Here is a 22304-nt window from a genome sequence, read left to right on the forward strand (position 1 = left end):
CCGGCCTGACGTTTCCATCAGTCCGCCCCAGTCAACATGCGTTTGCTGTCTGGGTCGTAGAACGGGGAGAGGCTGACATCCGCCTCATAGCTCTGGCCTTCAACCAGAACGGTGAAGCGCCCGGCTTCCACCCTGTTCTTGTCCGTTTCTCCGTCGGGCAGGTTCAACAGGCATAGCCCGACTGCTGCGCCAAGGTTTTGCCCCCAAGCCCCCGCGGTCACATAGCCCACAATCTTGCCGTCCCGCAGCACCGGCTCGTTGTGGTGCAAGAGCGGTTCCGGATCACGAAGCTTCACCGAACACAGGAAGGGCCCTTTGTTTTCCGCCTTGCGGGCGAGATAGGCGTCGCGCCCGATAAAGGGGATTGGCTTTTTGGTCTTGCAGACAAACTCCATCCCCAGCTGATGCGGCGCTTCGGTATAGGCCATCTCATGACCCCAATGGACAAAGCCTTTTTCCAGACGCAGGGCGTTCAGGGCCTCGCCGCCGATCAGCCGCAGGTCATCCTGCTGACCAGCCTGCATCAGAACTTCAAAGACGTGTTCGGCAAAATCGGGGGTGATAAAGATCTCCCAGCCCATTTCGCCCGAGTAAGACAGGCGCTGCGCGAAGACCGGCGCGTGGCCAATGTGGAAATGCTGCAGGCTGTTGAAGGGGAAGGCCTCATTTGAGGCATCAATTCCGCTGACGCGCTGCAGCAAATCACGGCTTTTGGGGCCCATAATGCCCAAGACGCCATAGGCCGGGGTCGCATCCCGCAGGCGCACATCTTCGCCAGGCTGGATCAGATCACGCAGGTGCAGATAGTCTCGACGGGTGTGCGAGATCGAGCTCATCACCATGAAGCTGTCATCGCCATGACGCGCCACGGTGACATCGCTTTCGATGCCGCCACGCTCGTTCAGCATCAGCGTATAGGCAACCCGGCCAGTCTTCATGGCCATATTGTTGGTGCAGACCCGCTGCAGGAAGCTCTCGGCGTCTGTGCCTTCGACCATCAGCTTGCCCAGCATGGTGTAGTCGATCATCGCCACGGCTTCGCGCGCCGCCTTTTGCTCTTCCTGCACATGAGCGAACCAGTTCTGGCGGCCAAAACTGTATTCATACTTGGGCTCTACCCCCTCGGGCGCGAACCAGCCGGGGCGCTCCCAACCCTGGGCTTCTGCATAGCAGGCCCCCAGTGCTTTCATTGGATGATAGAAGGGGGAGCGGCGCAGATTGCGCGCGCTTTCCCGCTGGCGGTTGGGCCAGTGCATGGCATAGGTCAGCACCAAGGTTTCCGGGCAACGTTCTTGCAAATAGGGGTCGCGCGCCTGGAATTCCTCGCAGCGTTTGGGGTCCATTTCGCTGAGGTCAATCGGCGGGTGGCCATCAATGATCCATTGCGCCAATGCGCGACCAGCTCCAGAACCGGATTGGATACCGGTGGAATTCACCCCACCCAGAACAAAGTAATTCGAAATATCCGGTGCCTGACCCAGAATAAACCGCCCATCGTAGGAATAGCTTTCCGGCCCATTAAAGAAGGTGCGGATGCCGGTTTCCTGCAACAGCGGAACCCGGTTCATCGCCAGTTCCAGCACCTCCATCACGTCATCTTCAACAAAAGGCAGGCTGTCGTACTCAAAACTCTCCGATATGCCTTTCATGCCCCAGGGTTTGGCCTGGAAATGAGCAAAGCCGAAGAGAAGCTTGCCCGCATCTTCCTTCCAGTAGGTGCCGTCGCAATAGGACCGCAGCACCGGCAGGTCGCTGGGCAGATTGTCGATGGCTTCGGTTACCAGATAATAGTGTTCGCAGGCGTGGAGCGGCACGCCAACTCCGTTCTGGCGGCCCAGCTCACGCGCCCACATGCCGCCGCAGTTGACCACATAATCGGCGCGGATGGTGCCCTGATCGGTGCGCACACCGACGGCCTTGCCCCCCTCGGTCAGAACCTCTTCGACCTTGGTGTATTCAAAGATCTTGGCCCCGTGCATCCGCGCACCCTTGGCCAGGGCGGTGGTCAGATCAACCGGGTTGGCCGAACCGTCGCTGGGCATGTGAATCCCGCCCAGCACACCGTCGGCATTCATCAACGGCCAACGCTCCTTGATCTCGGCGGTTTCCATATAATGGGCCTCGATCCCGAACAATTTGGCGAAATCGGCCTTGCGCTTCAGCTCGGCCATACGTTCGTCATTCACCGCAATCGAGATTGAGCCTGAGGGGCGGTAGCCCGGGTTTTGGCCGGTCTCTGCCTCGATTTCTTGCAGCAGTTCGATACCGTATTTGGCAAAAGCCGTGGTGGCATGGCTGCCCTGCAGCTGCCCGACCAACCCAGCAGCGTGCCAGGTGGTGCCCGAGGTCAGCTGTTTGCGCTCCAGCAGGACCACATCGGTCAGCCCCTGTTTGGCCAGATGATAGGCCACGGAACAGCCATGGATTCCGCCGCCAATGATGACGACCGTTGCCTGTGATGGAAGTTGCTTACTCATAGTCTCTGGCCCGCCAAATTAGGAAATGATTGGAAGTTCGCGCGCCGTCCGGCGCGTCAGCAGCTCTGCACCATCCTCTCGGATGACGATGTTTTCTTCGTGCAGCATCATTTTGCCGTCCCCGAAGGCCAGACCGGGCTCCAGTGTCAGCACCATGCCTGCCTCGATCAGGGTCTTGTCTCCCGGCGTCAGAGAGGGCCATTCGGTCACTTGCATGCCCAGCCCATGGCCCATGCGGCCAATCTGATGGCCGCTGCAGCCGCCCTCTTCCAACACCTGGGCCATGACGCCCCAGAGATCGGTTGTGGTGATGCCGGGGCGGGCCGCTTTCAACCCGGCTTCGGTCGCCCGCCAGGCCAAATCATAGGCGGATTTTGCGGCATCCGAGGCATGGCCAAAGGCAAAGTTGCGATCAAAATCGCAGCTGTAACCATCATAAAGCGAGCCCGTATCCAGCAGCAGCATATCGCCCTCTGCGATCACCCGATCCGAGGGGCGGTTGATCACATCCTCGAACCCACCAGGCCCTGAGCTGCCCACCAGATAGGGCACATCATCAGCACCCTTTTGCAGCAGATCGATCTTAAATTTAGCAAAGGCCTGACGCTCGGTATCGCCCGCCTTGATATGCTTTGGCAGATCCTCAAAGGCGGCGGAGGCAATACTGCACATTCGGGCGATCTTGGCGATCTCGGCTTCAGATTTCACCATGCGCAGGCTGCGGACCACCTCGGTGGCATCTGCCAGCGTGATGTCTTGCAGCCCGGCCCGCAGCTTCTGCAGATCCGCCCCAGGCATACGGATATGAGTTTCATGGCCCATAGGCAGGCCCAATACTCCGCCCTGAGGCATCACTTCGCGCAGGGTCTCGCTCAGCAGCGAAATCCCGTCATCTTCGGGCTGCGGTGCCAGCCAGGTACGGATATCAGAGACCCAGGTCAAAGCCATGCTGGGGCCGCCGATTTCAGGGATCACCGCAATTGGCGCGCCCTTAGCAGGAATAATAACAAACCAGGGGCGCGTGGGGCTGAGCCAGAAAATGGTATCAAAGCCGGTGAAATAGCGCACTTCAGGCTCTGTGGTTAGCAGCATGGCATCAAGGCCAAGGCGCGCCATGATCTTTTGCGCCGCTTCGGTACGCTGCTCAAACTCGGATGTGGCAAAGCCACGGGGGGCAACAGGATGCAGATCCGACATCAGTTTCAGTCCTTGGAGGTCAATTGCTGTTGAAAAAGGGAACCACCAGACGCGATTTCATCGGTGATCCCGGCCAGCCGGGCCAGGTGCCAGGCTGTGACTTGATTGCTCGACAATACCGGCTTGCCCAGATGCGCTTCGGCCTCGGCAATGACGGGCATGACCCGCAGGCTGGTGCAGGAAACAAAGACACCGTCGCAATCCGGGCGCTGGCCAATCTCTTTGATTGCAGCAAGGATGCAGTCCGAAGAAATGCGGGCGACCTTGAAATCATCCGTTTGATTGAAGGATCCGATCGCATTCACTTCAAAACCCGCCGCTGCGAGGTTGTCACGCAATTCTGTCGTCACATCAGGGGCGTAGGGCGTGATCAAGGCGATCCGTTTGAGCTTCAAAGAGCCCAGGGCCGCCTTGCAGGCAGTGATCGGGTTGCTGGTTTTGGCCTGCGGATGCGCAGCGCGCAGGATCTGATCCACCCGATCTTCGCCAATCATGGTGGCACCGGACGTGCAGCAATAGCCGATCACATCAAATTCAAAAGAGCGCGGCAGCAATCCCGCGGCGACGGGCAGATCAGCCTCCATCTGGCGCAGCGTATCGTGGGTCACTTCCATCTCATTGGGGATCCGGGCGTGATAAAGCGCGATGCCGTCTCGACGCAGAAGCGTTGCAAACTCATGCTCGATGGTCTGATCCGACTGCAATACTACCACCCCAATTCGGGCGCGCGCCCCCAGACCGGTGTCTTGCGACGCTGTCAGGTTTTGGATGTCCGGACCCGCGCTCATGCCGGTTGCCCTGAAACAGAATTGATCAATGCTGTTCTCCCTCCCAGTCGCCTCCCGCCTTGAAATTCATGGGTATCCCATGCAGTCAAAGAGTAGGTTCTTGAGAATCTGGTATAGACCAGCAATCTGGTATATACCAAGAAAAATCTTATGAAAGTGAAGTTGAATGACCAAAGTTGACAGTCCTCAAAGGATTAAAGAGCCAGCATTTCAAAGGGTTACAGAGTTTCTGCGCGCGCAGATCCGTTCCGGCGAATTGCGGGAACACGCGGCTTTGCCCTCGGAACGCATCCTTGGGGAACAGTTTGACATCAGCAGGATGACCGCGCGCCGTGCCCTTTTGGCGCTTGAAAGGGAAGGGCTAGCCTATAGCTCTGAACGGCGAGGGCGCTTTGTTTCGCCGCAGCGATTGACCTATGACATCAGCAAGACCGTCAGCTTTTCGGAACACGCCGAAGAGGGCGAACTTGGGTTAAAGATTGAGCTCATCTCACAACAGATGATCAAGGCGACAGCCTCCCTCGCAGAAAAACTGTCGGTGGAGGAAGGGCGGGAGCTATACGCCTACACCCGCCTGTTCCGTCTCAAGGAACATCCGGCCTTGATCGAAGAGGAATTTGCGATAGCAGACCTGTTTCCGGATATGTTCAGCCATAACCTGGAGCAATCCACAACCCGCTTGATGGCAGAGACATACAACAGGCCCGCGCATTCCGGCGATATCTCCATTCGGATGCGCGCGCTGAACGAGGCAGAGGCCAAGCTGCTGAACCTACCGACCTACCAAGCTGGCATAGAACTGGAACAGGTCATTCTGGATCGCGACGGCCAACCATTCTGTTTTGGACGCCAACTATGGCGCGGTGAACTGGCTGAATTTACGGCGCATGCCGTCGTCCGTGATCGATGACGCGCAGCTATTCTTCTCTTTCTTTAATGCTTCGCCTTCACAAAACTCGAATTGCAGCCCGATAATCCATAAAGCCGCGCGCGCAGGGCGCGTTCAATGAATGATATATCTGCTAATGTATGCTAAGGGCCGCCAGTACCAACTCATGAGAGCCTGCGGCCGCGATTTACCCAATGGCGCTATGCTGCGATCTGCGGACACTCAAATGTTGTGCAGCATTTTGTGCATTGGGCTCGAACCTGCCGTCCACGGCATGAAGCAGCAACGTCAACTGCCTGCGTAAAGAGGACACTGGATGGCGCCTTGGCTGCGTTTACAGCGAAAAACGGCCTGGCTTGGGTCGGAAATGCTTGGCAGGTGCAGGCAGTTTTTCCTTATAGACAGCCCGCATTGGGTCGGGTTTGCCTGACGTTTGACAGCCATATTCTCCAAGAGTTTGAGAGGAATTGCAGTGCGAGTTCGAATGGACCCTCAAAGGCGCAGGCTGGAACCGCTGGTTTGCCCGCCTTTTCTTGCAGAATAAGCTTCTCCCGCTCAGGGGCTCCGCCCATTCAGGCCTGAATTGATCCACTGGATCAATTCCTAGACGGCCTTCACTCCCTTTGCTGCCTCCGCCAGGATCAACTTGACCAACGTCAGATCCGAGACGGCTTTTCTCAACCGTTCGTTCTCTTTCTGGAGGCGCTTCAGTTCCCTGAGTTGGTCGGTTCACATACCCCCTTACTGCTTGCGCTACGTTAATAGGTCCGCCTCCGTAATGCGAACCTCGCGGATCGCATCCGCCCGTGACATGCCTTGCCTGACAAGCACTTCAACCTGCCGTAGCTTCGTGACAATCTCTTCCGGCTTGGGTCTCTTCGTAGCCATTCTGATCCTCCGTTTTCCTAAACATAACGGCGGACCACTTCAGTGGGGGAGGATCACTGCGAGCGTCTGCTCGCCGGAGGTGAGGGCCGGGAAGATCTCGGCCCAGCCTTGGGATCAAGTGCCTTCCGCCGGGGTCAGCTTGGAGGCTTCAAGGGTGGATACGGGACAGTGCTCTTCAGGAGAGCATTCTCGCGTTTCTGTGCAACTTATGCAGTCTTGCATAGGTTGCAGATTTCAGAAAATGCGTAAGTTCTTGAAAATATTGGTCGGAGCGAGAGGATTCGAACCTCCGGCCCCTGCCTCCCGAAGACAGTGCTCTACCAGGCTGAGCTACGCTCCGACCGTGGAGGGCTGACTATACTTCGGCCTGAGGATTTGCAAGTGCTTAATCCTCAGTATTTCGACCGCCGCGCTGGCGCAGGAAAACGGATACGTTTGCGCCAAAACTGGAGACGGCGCGGCTGCGGGTTTGCAGGACCGGGCGGTTTTCTGACTTGCCGCCGCGGGCTTCACGCATGACGATGAACACGCCGCTTGCAATAACAATGGATGCGCCCATTAGTGTTGCCACATCAAGGGCTTCGCCAAATAACAAGCTGCCAAAGGCCGAGGCCCAGATGATTTGGGAATACTGCATAGGGGCGACGGTGGTGGCCTCGCCAAGGGCGTAGGCTTTGACCACCAAAAGGGTCGCAAAAAAGCCAAGCAAAGCCACCAGTGCCAATTGGCCTAGCTCGCTTCCTTGCAGGGGCTGATAGGTAAAGGGCAGGGCCAATGCCATCACTAATACCGTGGCCAACAGCGGGTATAGCATCAAAACAACTGGTTTTTCTGCGCTGCCCACTTTGCGCAAGATCACCGATTGGGTCGCGTTGCCAAAAGCCGCCAGAAGTGCTGCAGCATGGCCCCAGCTCAGCTCTGTTGCGCCAGGTCGCAACACCACAACAACCCCAAGAAAGCCAACCGCAACTGCCAACAATCTGTGCAGCCCGACCCGTTCTTTCAAAACCGGAATGGATAGGAGCGTGATCAGCAGCGGCGCAGCAAAGAACAAAGCATAGGCCTGCGCCAGTGGCAGAACAGAAAACGCATAAAACGCGCCGGTTGGGATGATCGGAATGATCAGTGAACGCAGTATCGTCCAGCCCGGATATTTGGGGCGCAGCCCGTCGAGGGTCTTATCCTGCACCATCATCAGTGTCAGAAGCGGAAAGGACAGCAGGCTGCTGAAGAACACAATCTGAAACGCGGACAGAGACACGCTGAGATACTTAACAACAACGTCATGTGTTGAAAAAATTGCAAACGCGAGCAGCGCGTAAAGAACGGCTTTGGTGTTCATGATAAGACCAATCGGGGAAGGGTGTTAGCGCAACCGTGTCATGAAAAGTAGCGTACGAGCAAGTGATTTTCGAGCGTCACAAGCAAGGTGCAAAACAAAACGGGCTGAACCATGGTTCAGCCCGTTTAACACTAGATTGTGAAAGTGATTTAAAGGCTGGCGGTCAGAGCCGCAACGATCGCATCACCCATTTCAGAGGTGGACACAGGTGTTACACCTTCTTCGCCAAGAAGATCCGCGGTGCGCACACCATCAGCCAGCACCTTCTCCACGGCTGTTTCCAGGCGGGTCGCTTCGTCGCCCAGATCAAAGCTGTAACGCAGCGCCATTGCAAAGCTGAGAATGCATGCGATCGGGTTGGCCTTGCCCTCACCTGCGATGTCCGGCGCAGAACCATGTACCGGTTCATAGAGCGCCTTGGGGCGGCCATTTGCCATCGGAGCCCCGAGAGAAGCGGAAGGCAGCATGCCAAGTGAACCGGTGAGCATTGCAGCCGCATCAGACAGCAGATCGCCAAAGAGGTTGTCGGTGACAATCACGTCAAACTGCTTGGGCTGGCGAACCAGCTGCATGGCGCCATTGTCGGCGTACATGTGGGACAGTTCAACTTCGGGGTAGTCTTCACCCACTTTGGTGACCACTTCGCGCCACAGAATGCCAGATTCCATGACATTGGCTTTTTCCATCGAGCAGAGCTTTTTGTTGCGGCGCATTGCCAGCTCAAAGGCGGAACGGGCTGCGCGTTCAATCTCGCTTTCGGTGTAGCGCTGGGTGTTGATGCCAACACGCTCGTTGCCTTCTTCGAAGATGCCGCGAGGCTCACCAAAATACACGCCCGAGGTCAGTTCGCGCACGATCATCAGGTCGAGGCCCGCAACCACGTCTTTTTTCAGCGAAGAGAAGTCAGCCAGTGCATCAAAACACTGTGCCGGACGCAGGTTGGAATAAAGATCCATTTCCTTGCGCAGGCGCAGCAGGCCACGCTCTGGCTTTACCGAAAAGTCCAGAACGTCATATTTCGGGCCGCCAACAGCGCCCAAAAGAACTGCGTCGGCTTCTTGGGCTTTGGCCATTGTGTCATCGTGCAGCGGAGTGCCATGGGCGTCATATGCGGCGCCGCCAACGAGGTCTTCGCTCACATCGAACTGAATATCACGCTTGTCGCCATACCAGTTGATGACCTTGCGCACTTCGGCCATGACCTCGGGGCCAATACCGTCGCCGGGCAGAATCAGAATCGATGGGTTAGACATCCTCAAACTCCTTGAAATCGGTTGCCCCGGGGGTAACGATCCATGTGGATGGGGTCAATAACAGGGCGGTAATTTGCGCAGAGATTACGGCCTGAAACAGCCGCCTTTGGCTAGGGAATGACGATTTCCACCCAAACGAGGTAGTGTCGGCTGGCGCTATGCGCGGGATGGGTCTGATCTTTGGGCCAGAGCACGGCTGAACGGACAGTTTCTAAGCTGGTTTCGGGCAATACATAGTCGACGCGCATCGGGCCGGTTTGTTGCCAGTTCACTGTTGCGTTCTGATGTATTTCACCATGAGGTCTGGTGTCTTGCAGGCGGGGGTGTGCCAGCAGCTCTCGTATCGCCTGCTTTTGTCCGGCCCCTTTGTCTGGGTCGAGATTTGCGTCGCCGACCAAAATGATCGGGCCATCGATCGGAGGGGGATAGCTGCCATCCAGAATTTTTTGCAGCAACAACAGCTCATCGCGGTTGCGCTTGCCGTTTCGGTCTTCGGGGCCATCAAACACGGGTGGGGTGGCGTGAAAAACAACCAGATTGATCTGGGAGGCCTCGGATATCTTAACTGGTAAGATCCAGTGGTTTGTCGAGGAAAGACGCTGAATTGATTGCGCCTCACGGCTGGGGAATGGTGTGTCATCCGCATGGGTTGGAAGATTTGCATCGGGTAGGTCCTGCCAAAGCAAGGTGCTTAGATCGCGCACCTCTTCCGTCTGCAGTGGAAAGCGGGAGAGTACAGCCAACCCATGTGCGCCGCGAAATGCGCCATAGCTTTGTGTGTCTGCAGCAGTTGCACGTTTGCCGTCTCCGTTCATATCAAGCGCTGTCGCAGACCCGCTGTTGGGTTCGCGCGAAAAGGTGAACGGATAATCCATCCCAAGTTCGGAGAGGCGGGTGGTCAACGCGGTGAGCGCGGCGTGCTCAAGATCCCAATCGATCCCCTGTAGTATCAAAATATCAGCGTCTGCAGCAGCAAGGGTGGCAAGCACGGCTTCAACCTGTGGAAGCCGCCTGGTTTCCAACGCGCGCAGCAAAAGCCCCGGACCGTCCTGCGACAGTTCGGTGTTATAAGTTGCGATTTTGAAAGTATCCGCCAAAGCTGCCAGCGCCCCAAATAGGAAAAAGCTGACCGCCAGCACCGCTCTCATGCGGTTTGAAGCTGATCTGAAGCAGCATAGGTCCGCCGCCGCTGTGCTGCGATGAGATCTGCAATCCTGAGCATGGCAAAGCCGCGCAAAACCATCGAGGCCGGGACAAACGCCCAAAGCGCAATCGCCCAAGTGAGCATCAATGGAAGGTCGAAATTAAGCGACAGCGGACTGAGTGAAATCATTTGAATGCCACCCGGAATTGCAAACGGCAACACCAGACCAATGGCAATACTGATCCGCCCTTCACGCTGCATCCGTGTCACCACATCGCCACCGGTGGTGGGATCAAAAAGTGGCAGGTTGGTCCAAACGTTGAACGCGCCATTGGCCAGCGGCCAGCCCGCCACCCGGATCGCGGCGATCCCCCCGATCATCAGTACGAGTGAAAGCGCATATGAAAGGCTTGCAGCCGATTTGATATGCTCCACGCTGAGGGTTTTTGTGGTGCCTGAAATAGCACCAACCATGAGTTGTGCCGGAGAAAACGGCACATCGGCCAGCCATTCGACCTTGAGGCCGAGACCATAAAACAGTGCGGTCAGCCCATTGGGGTTAAACTCATGCCGCAAAATCAGGCTGGTGCCAAAGAGAATGGCAAAGAGAGCCAGGAAACGGCTGCGATTGAGCGGCGGTGCGTCGCGAAACTCGAGGAATGAGGGCGCATTCGAATTGTATTCAGCAAAGATCAGCACAGCACCAAGCAGCGCAAGGAATACCACCACCTCTGGGTTGGTTCCTGCCTGATGCGTCAGAACTATGGATGGCACCGCAATGAGCACTGCAACCAATAGACCCCGCGCGGCTGCCATCGCAATCCGAGCTAGCACGTCTCTTTATCCTCAATCTGGGCAGATGCGCTTGCCTCAACTGAATCAGTTGAACTACCTGCCTCATTTTTGCCCTATTTCATCACGATTGAATTAAACCGCTCAAGAAAAGAGTGGTGAGCGCGATAAAATTTCTGCGATAATTAGATCTGTGATGCCTCTTTGCATCATCTTTTCTGTTCTAAAACAGCGGCTTGCTTAGTGGGGTATTTGTGGTGCGCCGGACGTCTTTGTCAAATGGGGTTTTGCGAACAATTTGAACTAAGGCAAAATTGTGTTCGCGCATGGCTTTCTGAAACAGAAAAGGCCGCCCAGAAGGCAGCCTTTTAAGGATTAGGTCAGTCACTTTGGGAATTAGATCCAGGGGCGCGACTGAGACATCTTTTCTTCGAAGCTGGAAATTGAATCTGCCTTTTCCATAGTCAGGCCGATATCGTCCAAGCCATTGATCAAGCAATGTTTTTTGAAGTCATCCACGGGGAATTTGATCACTTCTCCCTCGGAGGTGGTGATTTCCTGCGCCGCCAGATCAACGGTCATGCGCGCGTTTTCACCCTTTTCCGCATCCTTCATCAGAATATCGATCTGCTCTTGCGGCAGCTCGATCGGCAGCATGCCGTTCTTGAAGCAGTTGTTGAAGAAGATGTCCGCAAAAGACGTGGAGATCACAACTTTGATGCCAAAGTCAGCCAGGGCCCAAGGTGCGTGCTCGCGCGAGGAACCACAGCCAAAGTTATCACCAGCAACGATGATCTGGCTTTGACGATAGGCTGGTTTGTTCAGCACAAAATCGGGCAGCTCATTGCCTTGGCGATCATAACGCATCTCATCAAAGGCATGCACACCCAGACCCGAGCGTTTGATGGTCTTCAAGAAGATCTTTGGAATGATCATATCGGTGTCGATATTGACCAAAGGCATTGGGGCAGCAACCCCAGTGAATGTTTCGAACTTTTCCATGGTGCTGCCCTCTTAGCTCAACTCACGTACGTCGGTCAGTTTCCCGGTCAAAGCTGCTGCTGCAGCCATTGCGGGGGAAACCAGATGGGTGCGGCCCTTATAGCCCTGACGGCCCTCGAAGTTACGGTTCGAGGTGGCCGCGCAGCGCTCATACTCCGAGAGCTGATCCGGGTTCATCGCAAGACACATGGAGCATCCCGCCATACGCCATTCAAAGCCTGCGTCTTTGAAAATTTCGGCAAGACCTTCTTCTTCGGCCTGCGCACGCACAAGGCCGGAACCAGGCACAACCATTGCCCGCATGCCGTCCTTGATCTTCTTGCCTTTCAGAATCTGCGCTGCAGCACGCAGATCTTCAATGCGCCCATTGGTGCAGGAGCCAATAAAGACAGTGTCGATTTCGATATCTGTCAGCTTCTGGCCAGCCTCAAGCCCCATGTATTCGATCGCACGACGGGCCGCTTCAACTTTGCCGCCTTCGAAGTCTTCGGGTGCAGGAACATTGCCGGTGATTGGCAATACATCCTCGGGTGAGGTGCCCCAGGTTACAACAGGTTCGATGTCTTCACCGCGCAGGGTGACAACTTTGTCGAAATGCGCGTCTTCGTCTGTGTAGAGCGTTTTCCACCAGTTGAGCGCAGCTTCCCATTGCGCGCCTTTTGGCGCATGCGGGCGACCGTTTACATATTTATATGTGGTTTCATCCGGAGCGATCAGACCTGCGCGCGCGCCGCCTTCGATCGCCATGTTGCAGACGGTCATCCGCCCTTCCATGGAAAGGTCGCGGATTACTTCACCACAGTATTCAATCACATAACCGGTGCCGCCGCCGGTGCCGGTTTCGCCGATCACTGCAAGGGTCACATCCTTGGCGGTGACACCCGGCTTGAGCTTGCCGGTGATCTCCACCTTCATGTTCTTGGATTTTTTCTGGATCAGAGTCTGAGTCGCCAGAACATGTTCAACTTCTGATGTGCCGATACCATGCGCCAGAGAACCAAACGCACCATGTGTGGCGGTGTGGCTGTCGCCGCATACAACGGTCATACCCGGAAGGGTCCAGCCCTGCTCAGGGCCTACGATGTGCACGATACCCTGACGCACGTCAGAAACCGGATAGTAGTTCACACCAAATTCTTTTGCGTTCTTGTCCAACGCTTCGACTTGGATGCGGCTGTCGTCGGTCATCGTTGCCGGATCTGCACGATCAAGCGTGGTTGGAACATTGTGGTCTGGGACCGCAATTGTTTTTTCAGGGGCGTGAACTTTGCGGCCTGCTTGACGCAGCCCCTCAAAAGCTTGCGCAGAGGTCACCTCGTGAACGAGGTGGCGATCAATATAGAGCAGGCATGTTCCGTCTTCGTCCTGATGAGCGACGTGAGCATCCCAGATTTTATCATAGAGCGTTTTGGGGGACATTAGGTCCTCTCCCCTTGAAAGTTGGTCAAAGCTGGCGAATGGTTGGGCAGCGCCGTTTATAGGCGGGCCAGAACCGTGCGGGCAGCACCAAAGAACCGCTCACGTAGACGCGCGCGATCTTCCAAATCAAAGTGCTGTGCAATTTCCAGGGTCATGTCGCTCAGATACATTTGCTTATCGCGGCAATCAAGGCTTCGCCGCAAATATGGCCCTGAAACCCGCCTATTCTTTGTATGATAACGCTTCAGGGCGTTTGTTTTCGCTTTAAAACCCATGGCATCTCCACCATACATGCACATCGATTCGCCCCCTGGATTCTTCCATTCGTTGAAAAACCGGGGGTTTCCTGCTAGGGTTGGATCACCCGGCGCCGGGGTTTGCGGCGCGCCAAACGGAGGACTTTGTCCTGTCACCCCAAGCTGACGTGGCCAACAAGAATGGTCACACCATGGCCGTAAAGGCCGCTTCTCAACGTCCCACCAGCGATGCGTTGCTGGGTCGGATCCTTTCTTCCCTTGATGATGATAAAGCCGAGGATGTCGTGCAGATTGATCTGCGTGGCAAAACTTCCATTGGTGATTACATGATCGTGGCCTCTGGTCGCTCTTCGCGTCAGGTGGCGGGCATGTCCGAAAAGCTGATGGATCGGCTGAAGCAGGAATTTGGCATTGTCTGCAAAGTCGAAGGCAAAGATACCGGCGATTGGGTCCTGATCGATACCGGTGATGTGATCGTGCATCTGTTCCGCCCTGAAGTGCGTGAATTCTATCAGATCGAGAAAATGTGGATGCCAAATGGCGCAGCACCGTCTGCACCGGATACCACTGTTTAACAGCTGCGCGCGGCCATTTTGGCCACGCGGATAACTCAGACGGTTGAGACATGCGCATACAGATCTGTGCGGTAGGGCGTTTGCGGGCGGGCCCGGAAAAGACGCTTATTGACGACTACCTCACACGTTTTGATCGCACCGGCCGCAGCCTTGGCTTAGGTCCGGCGCGGGTCATCGAGGTGGAAGATAAGAAAAACGCGGGCATGGGCGCCGAAGCGCAGCTGTTGCGCAAGGCTTTGCCAAAAGGCGCAATGCTGTGCACCCTTGATGAGCGTGGCAAGCTGCTGAGCTCTCCGGAATTTTCCAACAAACTTGCGGGCTGGCGTGACACTGGCTGTCAGGATCTCGCCTTTGTTATTGGCGGCGCGGATGGCATCGACGCCAGTTTGCGGGCCGAAGCGGATTTTTCGATTTCATTTGGTAAAATGGTCTGGCCGCATATGATGGTGCGGCTGATGCTGGCCGAACAAATCTATCGGGCCGCCACCATTCAATCGGGCAGCCCATACCATCGCAGCTGATGGTGCCTACTTGCGCGGCAATTCCACTGTAAACAGCGGCTCGGCCCAGCCATCAATATTGTCGCGCGCCTGTACGAACACCCGGTCCACCCCGTCAGGAATGCTGACCCCGCTTAGGGAGCGGGTGAAAGGCTGTTCATGCTCATGCGGGTGAAACAGTGTGCGCAGCCCCAGCTCGGTGCCATCAGCGTCTAGGATACGCCAGCCATCGGCATAGTGATCCCATCCGGTGTCGCCGTGGCGCAAAGTGACATCAAACCGCCAGCCACCTGTGCCTTTCTGAGCTTTTGCCGCAACAATTTCCGGTGCATCCGCCAAGGCGGTGCCCGCCCAAAGGCTTGCAGAAAAAGCAGCTGTAACAAAGAAAAAATGATTTGGTTTCATGCGGCCACCCTAACAAGAAGCGTCACGGGGTGAGATCACGTTTGCGTGCCTGCGCATAGGCGGATGGGGTGCTTAACAGGGCTTCGCGCGACTGTGATGCAAACTCGCGTCGGTACAACACGGCTAGCGTGATCGATACTGCAAGCATCAGGGCAATCGGGCCGATCAACCAGGCCGTTGTGGCCAGCGAAAAATAGGTCGCGCGCATACCGCGGTTGAAACTGCGCGCTGCGGTTATGCTCAGCTCAGCTGCCTGTTCGGCCCGCCGATACGCAAGTGGATCATTGGCGTCATTTGGCACCGCGGCCATAACAACAGAGCAATAGCCAAACAGCCGGTGTGACCAGACGAATTTCAAAAACGCGTTGCTGAGCAGCAAAATCACCATGAGCAGTTTTACTTCCCAGACAAAATTGGGGGCTTTGGCCTGAATGAAATCACTGGCAATGCCAACAAACTGCTCGGTATTGCCGATCAGCGCCAGCCCACCACCGATTGCAATCATCGAGGCTGAGGCAAAGAACGCGGTGCCTTGGCGCAAGTTTCCAATCAGCTGTGCATCAAAGATCCGCGGCTGTCGGGTGACCAGCTCTTTCATCCAGTCGTGGCGAAAGTCAGACATCAAAATGGAGACGGACGGGCGATTGAGCGAAGGGTTTTCTATCCGCCATCCGATCCAGATCCAAACACCAAGCAAAAACGCCAGGGCAGCAAAATCTAACGCGGAAAACAAAGAGATACGGTTCAGCCAAATCATGAAGTTACCATAGGTCTTTCCTGCAGGATTTGTCACTTGGATAAATCGAAGGGCCTGCAAAGTAGGGCGGAATTAGGATAAGGCTGCGTAATGCTGCGTTTATGCGCAGCTTGCGGACGGGCAAATGGCGGTTTTTTGATCACAGTTCGGTTAACGGCTTTTTAAAACATCTGACTTGCCCCATTTTGGCCCCAGTCCCACGCAATCGTTGTTTGGGCAAAGGCCAGCGGGGGCAGGGATTTTGAAACAGCTGAAACGGATGGGCGCGGCGCTGCTTGTTGCTGCTTCATGCGCAACACCACTCTTTGCCCAAGACAGCGGGTTGCAGCCCCTGAACACCTTAGATGCGGGTCGTGATTGGGATGCGGTCGGCCGTTTGGATATTGATGGCCACGGGGTTTGCACCGGTGCATTGATCGCACCAGATCTGGTTTTGACCGCGGCCCATTGCCTGTTTGACCCCGACAGCAAAGACGCGCTGGATCCCACGTCGATTGAATTTCTGGCGGGGTGGCGCAATGGGCGCGCCTCAGCCTATCGTAGCGTCTCGCGTGCCTCCATTCACCCGTCATACATTTACGACGAAGATGTTTCTTCGCGCCGCGTACGCAATGACATTGCACTGCTTGAGCTGCAGCGACCCATCCGCAACACCAGCGTGACCCCCTTTGAAACTGATGCGCGCCCACGAAAAGGCGACAAAATTGGCGTTGTATCTTACGCCCATGATCGCTCCGAAGTGCCCTCCTTGCAGGAAGTGTGCGGCGTGATGGCGCGACAGGGCGGGATGCTGGTGATGTCATGTGACGTGGATTTCGGCGCATCTGGCGCGCCTGTGTTTTCCTTTGAAACGCCAACGCCGCGCATTGTTTCGGTGATTTCCGCCAAAGCCGAAGTTAAAGGGCAGCGTGTTTCATTGGGGGCGGCGCTGGCCGAAGATCTTGAACTGTTGCGTGCCAATTTGCGGCCAAGCTCAGCCACCGGGGCGCAATTGCCCAATGGCGTACGCCGGGTGCGGGTTGGCGAAGGCAACAGCAACACAGGGGCGAAATTTATACGGCCATGATGTTGATCCGACCGCTCATATCGCTGCTGCTGTTTCTTGGCCTCGTGAGCGTGGCCCATGCCCAACAGTCAGGGTTGCGTCGATTGGACAATCGCGGTGATCTTTTGGGCTGGGAGGCAGTGGGGCGGCTGGATCTATCGGGCAAAGGCTATTGCACCGCCACCTTGATTGCATCTGATCTGGTGCTTACGGCGGCTCATTGTGTGTACGCAAAGGATGGCACATTGATCCCTGCGGAAAAGATCCTGTTTCGCGCGGGACTCAGCGACGGTGTAGCGCTGGCAGAACGGCAGGCGCTGCAGGTGGAGCCACATGCCAAGTATCATCCAAGCGAGGGTAAAAAGTGGGATCGGGTGCGCCATGATGTCGCTTTGATCCGCCTGAAAGAGCCGATCAGCACCTCAATTGCCGATCCTTTCGTGCTCCATTCGGGCCGTGATTTTGGCAACAACCTCTCGGTCACCTCATATGGGCGCGGACGCTCAGCTGCGCCGTCGCGCCAGCGTCATTGCGCTCTGGTGAAGCGCTACCGAGATCTCTTTGTAATCGATTGTGATGTGACCTTTGGCTCTTCCGGTGCACCTGTGTTTTCCAAAGTGGGTGGCAGGGGACGGATCGTCTCCATCGTATCGCAGGTGAGCACCTCTAAGGAAGGTGGGTTGGCCTATGGAATGACGCTGCCTAAACGGGTCGCTGAGCTAAAGGCGCAGATGCGGCTCAATCGTGTTTATGCGCCGGCCGCCGAAGCAGGTACAATTCGCCAGAACGGTGGCGCACGCAGCAGTGCGAAATTTGTCCGCGCCCCTGACTGACCCACTTGAACGCGCAGTCACACTCCCCATATCTGATTCAGTCGGGTCGCCCAAAGCGGGGCCCGATATTAAACCGCCTGTCCCATGGGGAAGGCATTGACATATATCGCTCTTGAAAGAGGATAAAACGACATGCGTACGTTTGACTTTGCGCCATTGCACCGCGCAACCATTGGTTTTGACCAAATCGCTGATCTGATGGATCGCGCACTCAGCGCTGATGGCTCCCAGCAAAGCTACCCCCCTTACAATATCGAAAAAACCGCCGATGATGCCTATCGCATCTCCATTGCGGTTGCGGGCTTCTCTGAAAATGAGCTTAGCGTCGAAGTGAAAGAGAACGCGCTTATCGTGGCTGCGAAAAAGGCCGAACAAGAAACTGAGCGCTCCTATATGCATCGCGGCATCGCCACCCGCGCGTTTGAGCGCCGTTTTACCTTGGCGGATCATATCCGTGTGACCGGTGCAAGCCACGTTGATGGCATGCTCCATATTGAATTGCAGCGCGAAGTCCCCGAAGCGCTGAAACCGCGCCGTATCGCGATCAATGGTCAACTGCCTGAAACCGCTGAGATTGAAGCGAAGGCCGTCAACTGATCCTGACCTAAAAAACGATAAAGCCCGCCGATTTGGCGGGCTTTTTTGTTGCAAAAGCGATGTGCGGGGCAGGAAATAGCCCCGCTTTTTGCAGTCTTAGTTGGTGGCTTTGTTCACGGAGCCAATCGACCAGAACATGGTCTCACCAGAGCTGTCATCCACACCATCATTGTCAGTGGATACAAATGCGGTGCCGTCTTTCAGGATCGCAAGACCTTCGACCTTATCAAGAACATAGCCGCCGGTGGATTTCAGGTCTGGCAGCAGGTCGCGCACCAGTTCTTTGGACACAACAGGAAGCGCGCCACCCAGCTTGGCCGGAACCATATCAGCAGCCGGGATGCGGTAGACCTTTTTGGTCACGGCGCGGTCATCATGCTGGTTGTCGCGCTCGATTACATAGAAGTAATCACCATGTGCGACGATCTCTGACAGGCCAACCCAGCCTTTTGCAGGCTCAGCTTTTGGATAGTGTACGGCGCCCCATTCTTTGGTTTTCAGATTGTAGGCCACCAGTTTCACGTGGTTCTTGGGATCGTCTTTCCACTCACGCTGAACTGCCATCCACAATGTATCGCCCACTTTGGTGATGCCCTCAAAACCAAAGCGTTTTTCCACCGCCATCAGTTCCGCAGGCAGGCCATATTCCTGCTTGTGGCTTTTGATCAGGCCTTCGCCGTTTACGTGGTAGATCGCATGCGGGATGGCGCGGTCGGTGCGGCCTTCAGATGCGAGGTAGAAACCACCTTTGCCGTCCAGCGTGATACCTTCGAGGTCAAGCTTCTGGGCAGGCTGGCCATTGGCACGGTGAACGCGGATGACATCCACGATGCGGGCCGGGGTCTGGGAGGGATCAATCTTAAAGATCGACGGCTGGAAGCTGTAGAAGCTGTCGTTCACGGCGTAGATCATGCCATCGTTATCAGCCACCATGCCAGAGATCGCGCCCCAGCCAACCAGCTCATCCATGCCTTCTGAGGTCAGGTGCGGATATTGGGCCGGTGCATCCTGATATTCAAACAGCATGACGTGCGCGCGTGCACCTTTGTCTTCGATCAGGTCTTTTTCATTGGCCGATACCAGCAGGTTGCGCGACGGGATGGTCACATAGCCTTCTGGGCCAACGCCGGAGGAGAGCAGCTGTTTCAGAACCGGAGCAGCTGGGTTGGTGACGTCATAGACACCCACAACAGATGCGCGTTCCGCACCAACAAACACGTATGGGGTGCCGCCGAATTCACCAAAAGTCACGGACTCAGGCTCAACACCTTTTGAATCCGAGCGTTTGTCCGGGTAGTGGCCGATCTGAACGATTGCATGTTCAAAGTCGGTGCCGCTTTCATACACAACGGTGCCATCCTTGTGGAAGATGGTCCAGCCGCGCGAGCCGCCGTTGTAATCACCTTCGTTTGCGGTGGCGAAATGATTGTCATCAATCCAGGTCACCGCATCCGGTTCGCGCAGACGGCCGTCCTGGCTTTCGGTGAAGAGCAGCGCGCCGCGTTCGTCTGTTGCGTCGATGTTTTTCAGATCAACGGAACCAGCTGAGAAGTGGTTGAGCACTTCACCATCTTTGGAAACCACAATCATGTGGTTGTTTTCCTGCAGGGTGATCACGGTTTCACCCAGCGCGTTGATCGAAACATATTCGGGCTCAGGATCGGAGCCTGCAACCTCTGCCAGGCCGGTCAGATCTACCATTTTCATGGAAGCACAATCCAAACCGCCCTCGGTGGTGTTGATCATCACAAGGTTGCCTGCTGGCAGTTGCGGGATCACACCATCGTTGAGATCTTCGTCACGCTCGTTTTCGATCGCAACGGAAATGAAAGAGCCGTCTTTTGCCTTGGCAACGCTGTCGGGTTGGCCGCCCAGGTTACAGGCTGCAACTTCGGCACCAGTTTTGGTGTCGATGGCTTTCAAAAAGCCAGAAGGCTGTGTGTAGCTTTCCGATGTATTCACACCCACATAAGCGGTGGTGCCCACAATCGCGACCGATGTCGGCTCGCCGCCCAGATCGATATTGCCCTTAGGTGCGGGGTTTTTCGGATCAGTGATGTCGATCATACCAAGCGCGCCAAGCGGGCTGTCGGTGTACACCAGCGTCATGCCATCTGCGGTGACGTCGATGATCTCAGGTGAGCTCTCGCGTTTGGTGTCTTCACCTGCGGCCATGTTCTTGATGACCGGGAAAGAAGCAATGCGGTTGAAGTTCATTTCAGCCGAAGCCTGAACAGCGCTCAGGGCCAGGGCTGATGTCAGGCAAAGAAGGCGCACGGACATCTGTGTTCTCCCAAATTTGAAATTTGAGGAGAAGTGACGTTGCTTAGGTGACGTGCTGATGACGGTTTTACTGCAGAAATGTAAAAGGCCGCAGCTTGTGGGACGCTGCGGCCGATTTATTTTTTACATTCAATGCATCAGACAGACATGCAGATGTATTTCATCTCTAGGTAGTCTTCGATGCCGTGGTGGCTGCCCTCGCGGCCAAGGCCAGACTGTTTGATGCCGCCAAAAGGTGCGTTTTCTGTCGAGATGATTCCGGTGTTTACACCGACGATGCCGTATTCGAGCGCTTCCGCCACCTTGTAGACCCGGCTCAGATCCTTGGCGTAGAAATAAGACGCAAGACCAAAGATGGTGTCATTGGCCATCTGGATGACCTCGTCCTCATTTTCGAACTTAAACAGCGGTGCCATTGGCCCGAAGGTTTCATCTGTGGCAAAGACCATTTCGGTGGTGGCGCCGGTGATGATGGTTGGTTCAAAGAAGGTGCCGCCGAGATTTGAGCGATTGCCACCCAAAATGACCTTGCCGCCCTTTGCCTGCGCGTCTGCAATATGTTCTTCAACCTTGGTAACTGCCTTGGCGTTGATCAGTGGTCCAAATGCGGTGTCGGCCTCAAACCCATCACCAACTTTCATCTCAGCGACTTTGGCACGCAGTTTCTCGGCAAAGGCTTCATAGACCCCGGCCTGTACATAGATTCGGTTGGCGCAGACACAGGTCTGGCCGTTGTTGCGGAACTTGCACATGATTGCGCCTTCAACCGCCGCATCAAGATCTGCATCGTCAAACACAATGAAGGGCGCGTTGCCGCCAAGCTCCATCGAGCATTTCATCACACTGTCGGCGGCCTGACGCAACAGGATCCGCCCAACATTGGTGGAACCGGTGAAAGTCAGCTTCCGCACCGCGTCGTTTTCGCAGAATTCTTTGCCAATCTCAGCTGCGTTGACGCTGGGGACCACATTAAAAACGCCCGCAGGAATGCCCGCACGATCGGCCAACACCGCCAAAGCGGTGGCCGACAGCGGTGTTTCCTCGGAGGGGCGCGCGACAAAGGCACAGCCCGCTGCAAGCGCTGGGCCTGCTTTGCGGGTGATCATCGCATTGGGGAAATTCCACGGGGTAATCGAGGCCGCGACACCAATGGGCTGTTTGAGCACGGTGATGCGTTTGTCGCGCTGATGTCCGGGGATGGTCTCACCGTAGATACGTTTGGCCTCTTCGGCGTAAAACTCAATGAACGAGGCACCATAGGCGATCTCACCGCGTGCCTCTGTCAGAGGTTTACCCATTTCGGCGGTCAAGATGACGGCGAGATCCTCCTGGTTCTCCATCATCAGATCAAACCATTTGCGCAAGATGTTTGCGCGTTCTTTACCGGTCCATTTCGCCCAGTCTTTCTGCGCGGCTTCGGCCTGTGCAATTGCCCCTGCCACCTGCGCGCGCGATAGATCGGCAACTGTGGCAACCTCAAAACCGGATGCCGGGTTCAAGACCGGAAATTCACCCGCTTCACCAGAAACGAACGCCCCGCCAACATAGCCTCTGACTTCCAGAAGCGACGGGTCTTTTAATTTGGATTTCAAATCCAACACAGTGTCAGGCATCTGCGGTCCTCCAACGAAATTTTAAATATCGAAAACAGCGATTGTTTAACTTGTCCAGCCTATAAGTAATGCCAGATCAGGGATCTGATAAGGCCAACGCGACCAGGCGACGCAAAGTCATTTTCGCACATCAAAGCAGCAGCCAAAGGCAAGGAAATAGAATTTCCTTGCACATAATGCTAAGCTATGGCCTGCTGTAACAACGGTTGGGCGATGGCGTCGCCGCATGCTTCGGTCAGTATGAAGCC

General features: G+C 55.8%; 20 protein-coding genes, 1 tRNA gene and 1 pseudogene. 6 read left to right on the forward strand and 16 right to left on the reverse strand.

Translation table 11 applies throughout. From position 1 onward, the window contains the following. Window positions 1-17: 17 nt before the first annotated feature. From GG681_RS12825 to GG681_RS12835, 3 genes are read right to left on the reverse strand one after another with little or no spacing between them, the layout of a single operon-like run. On the reverse strand, window positions 18-2477 hold the full coding sequence (locus GG681_RS12825) for a GcvT family protein (RefSeq protein WP_153548423.1): 2460 nt from the start codon (window positions 2475-2477) through the stop codon (window positions 18-20). A gap of 18 nt (window positions 2478-2495) precedes the next feature. Then, window positions 2496-3674 carry a M24 family metallopeptidase gene (locus GG681_RS12830; protein WP_153548424.1) on the reverse strand — a complete coding sequence of 393 codons (1179 nt, stop codon included), beginning with the start codon at window positions 3672-3674 and terminating at the stop codon, window positions 2496-2498. A 5-nt stretch (window positions 3675-3679) separates the two neighbouring features. After that, window positions 3680-4462, reverse strand: a complete 783-nt coding sequence (locus GG681_RS12835; RefSeq protein WP_153548425.1) for a maleate cis-trans isomerase family protein — start codon at window positions 4460-4462, stop codon at window positions 3680-3682. Window positions 4463-4628: 166 nt separating this feature from the next. On the opposite strand from GG681_RS12835, the gene GG681_RS12840 reads away from it, so the two are divergent. Continuing rightward, window positions 4629-5372 (forward strand): GntR family transcriptional regulator, encoded by a 744-nt coding sequence (locus GG681_RS12840; protein ID WP_153548426.1) that lies wholly within the window; start codon window positions 4629-4631, stop codon window positions 5370-5372. A 597-nt stretch (window positions 5373-5969) separates the two neighbouring features. Here the strand turns inward: GG681_RS12840 and GG681_RS12845 are convergent. The 9 genes and pseudogenes from GG681_RS12845 to GG681_RS17920 form a co-directional block, all read right to left on the reverse strand. Further along, window positions 5970-6239 (reverse strand): annotated as a pseudogene (locus GG681_RS12845) (transposase); the annotation flags it as partial. A 263-nt stretch (window positions 6240-6502) separates the two neighbouring features. Next, window positions 6503-6579 (reverse strand) — tRNA-Pro (locus GG681_RS12850). Window positions 6580-6624: 45 nt separating this feature from the next. Then, complete coding sequence (locus GG681_RS12855; RefSeq protein ID WP_153548427.1) at window positions 6625-7581, reverse strand: DMT family transporter; 957 nt, start codon at window positions 7579-7581, stop codon at window positions 6625-6627. 149 nt (window positions 7582-7730) lie between these two features. Further along, on the reverse strand, window positions 7731-8834 hold the full coding sequence (gene leuB, locus GG681_RS12860) for a 3-isopropylmalate dehydrogenase (RefSeq protein ID WP_153548428.1): 1104 nt from the start codon (window positions 8832-8834) through the stop codon (window positions 7731-7733). A 110-nt stretch (window positions 8835-8944) separates the two neighbouring features. Next, on the reverse strand, window positions 8945-9982 hold the full coding sequence (locus tag GG681_RS12865) for an endonuclease/exonuclease/phosphatase family protein (protein ID WP_153548429.1): 1038 nt from the start codon (window positions 9980-9982) through the stop codon (window positions 8945-8947). Then, window positions 9979-10812 carry a hypothetical protein gene (locus GG681_RS12870; protein ID WP_328593380.1) on the reverse strand — a complete coding sequence of 278 codons (834 nt, stop codon included), beginning with the start codon at window positions 10810-10812 and terminating at the stop codon, window positions 9979-9981. Before GG681_RS12870 ends, GG681_RS12865 begins: the two co-directional genes overlap by 4 nt. 354 nt (window positions 10813-11166) lie before the next feature. Then, the gene (leuD, locus tag GG681_RS12875; protein ID WP_153548430.1) at window positions 11167-11772 is read right to left on the reverse strand and encodes a 3-isopropylmalate dehydratase small subunit; all 606 of its coding nucleotides are present in this window, start codon (window positions 11770-11772) and stop codon (window positions 11167-11169) included. Between the two features lie 12 nt (window positions 11773-11784). After that, on the reverse strand, window positions 11785-13191 hold the full coding sequence (leuC, locus tag GG681_RS12880; protein ID WP_153548431.1) for a 3-isopropylmalate dehydratase large subunit: 1407 nt from the start codon (window positions 13189-13191) through the stop codon (window positions 11785-11787). A 56-nt stretch (window positions 13192-13247) separates the two neighbouring features. After that, complete coding sequence (locus GG681_RS17920) at window positions 13248-13466, reverse strand: hypothetical protein (RefSeq protein WP_235899938.1); 219 nt, start codon at window positions 13464-13466, stop codon at window positions 13248-13250. 173 nt (window positions 13467-13639) lie between these two features. Here GG681_RS17920 and rsfS point away from each other — a divergent pair, with 173 nt between their 5' ends. Both rsfS and rlmH read left to right on the forward strand, forming a co-directional pair. Continuing rightward, on the forward strand, window positions 13640-14023 hold the full coding sequence (gene rsfS / locus GG681_RS12890) for a ribosome silencing factor (RefSeq protein ID WP_153548432.1): 384 nt from the start codon (window positions 13640-13642) through the stop codon (window positions 14021-14023). 50 nt (window positions 14024-14073) lie between these two features. After that, window positions 14074-14544, forward strand: coding sequence for a 23S rRNA (pseudouridine(1915)-N(3))-methyltransferase RlmH (gene rlmH / locus GG681_RS12895; protein ID WP_153548433.1), 471 nt, complete (start codon window positions 14074-14076; stop codon window positions 14542-14544). Between the two features lie 6 nt (window positions 14545-14550). On the opposite strand, the gene GG681_RS12900 is transcribed toward rlmH, so the two are convergent. Beyond that, entirely contained in the window at window positions 14551-14928 is a 378-nt protein-coding gene (locus GG681_RS12900) for a hypothetical protein (RefSeq protein ID WP_194287177.1), read from the reverse strand. Window positions 14929-14950: 22 nt separating this feature from the next. Beyond that, window positions 14951-15685, reverse strand: a complete 735-nt coding sequence (locus tag GG681_RS12905; protein ID WP_153548434.1) for a DUF599 domain-containing protein — start codon at window positions 15683-15685, stop codon at window positions 14951-14953. Between the two features lie 259 nt (window positions 15686-15944). On the opposite strand from GG681_RS12905, the gene GG681_RS12910 reads away from it, so the two are divergent. From GG681_RS12910 to GG681_RS12920, 3 genes are all read left to right on the forward strand, one after another. Continuing rightward, window positions 15945-16751 carry a trypsin-like serine peptidase gene (locus GG681_RS12910; RefSeq protein ID WP_153548528.1) on the forward strand — a complete coding sequence of 269 codons (807 nt, stop codon included), beginning with the start codon at window positions 15945-15947 and terminating at the stop codon, window positions 16749-16751. After that, window positions 16748-17563 (forward strand): trypsin-like serine peptidase, encoded by an 816-nt coding sequence (locus tag GG681_RS12915; protein ID WP_328593381.1) that lies wholly within the window; start codon window positions 16748-16750, stop codon window positions 17561-17563. The genes GG681_RS12910 and GG681_RS12915 overlap by 4 nt, the downstream gene beginning before the upstream one ends. Window positions 17564-17695: 132 nt before the next feature. Then, window positions 17696-18160, forward strand: coding sequence for an Hsp20 family protein (locus GG681_RS12920; RefSeq protein WP_153548435.1), 465 nt, complete (start codon window positions 17696-17698; stop codon window positions 18158-18160). Window positions 18161-18256: 96 nt separating this feature from the next. Here GG681_RS12920 and GG681_RS12925 read toward each other — a convergent pair whose 3' ends face one another. Then, on the reverse strand, window positions 18257-20443 hold the full coding sequence (locus GG681_RS12925) for an esterase-like activity of phytase family protein (protein ID WP_153548436.1): 2187 nt from the start codon (window positions 20441-20443) through the stop codon (window positions 18257-18259). A gap of 137 nt (window positions 20444-20580) precedes the next feature. Further along, complete coding sequence (locus GG681_RS12930) at window positions 20581-22056, reverse strand: NAD-dependent succinate-semialdehyde dehydrogenase (protein WP_153548437.1); 1476 nt, start codon at window positions 22054-22056, stop codon at window positions 20581-20583. Window positions 22057-22304: the final 248 nt, after the last annotated feature.

Origin of the sequence: Tritonibacter aquimaris (assembly GCF_009617595.1) — a bacterium.
Lineage (GTDB): Bacteria > Pseudomonadota > Alphaproteobacteria > Rhodobacterales > Rhodobacteraceae > Epibacterium > Epibacterium aquimaris.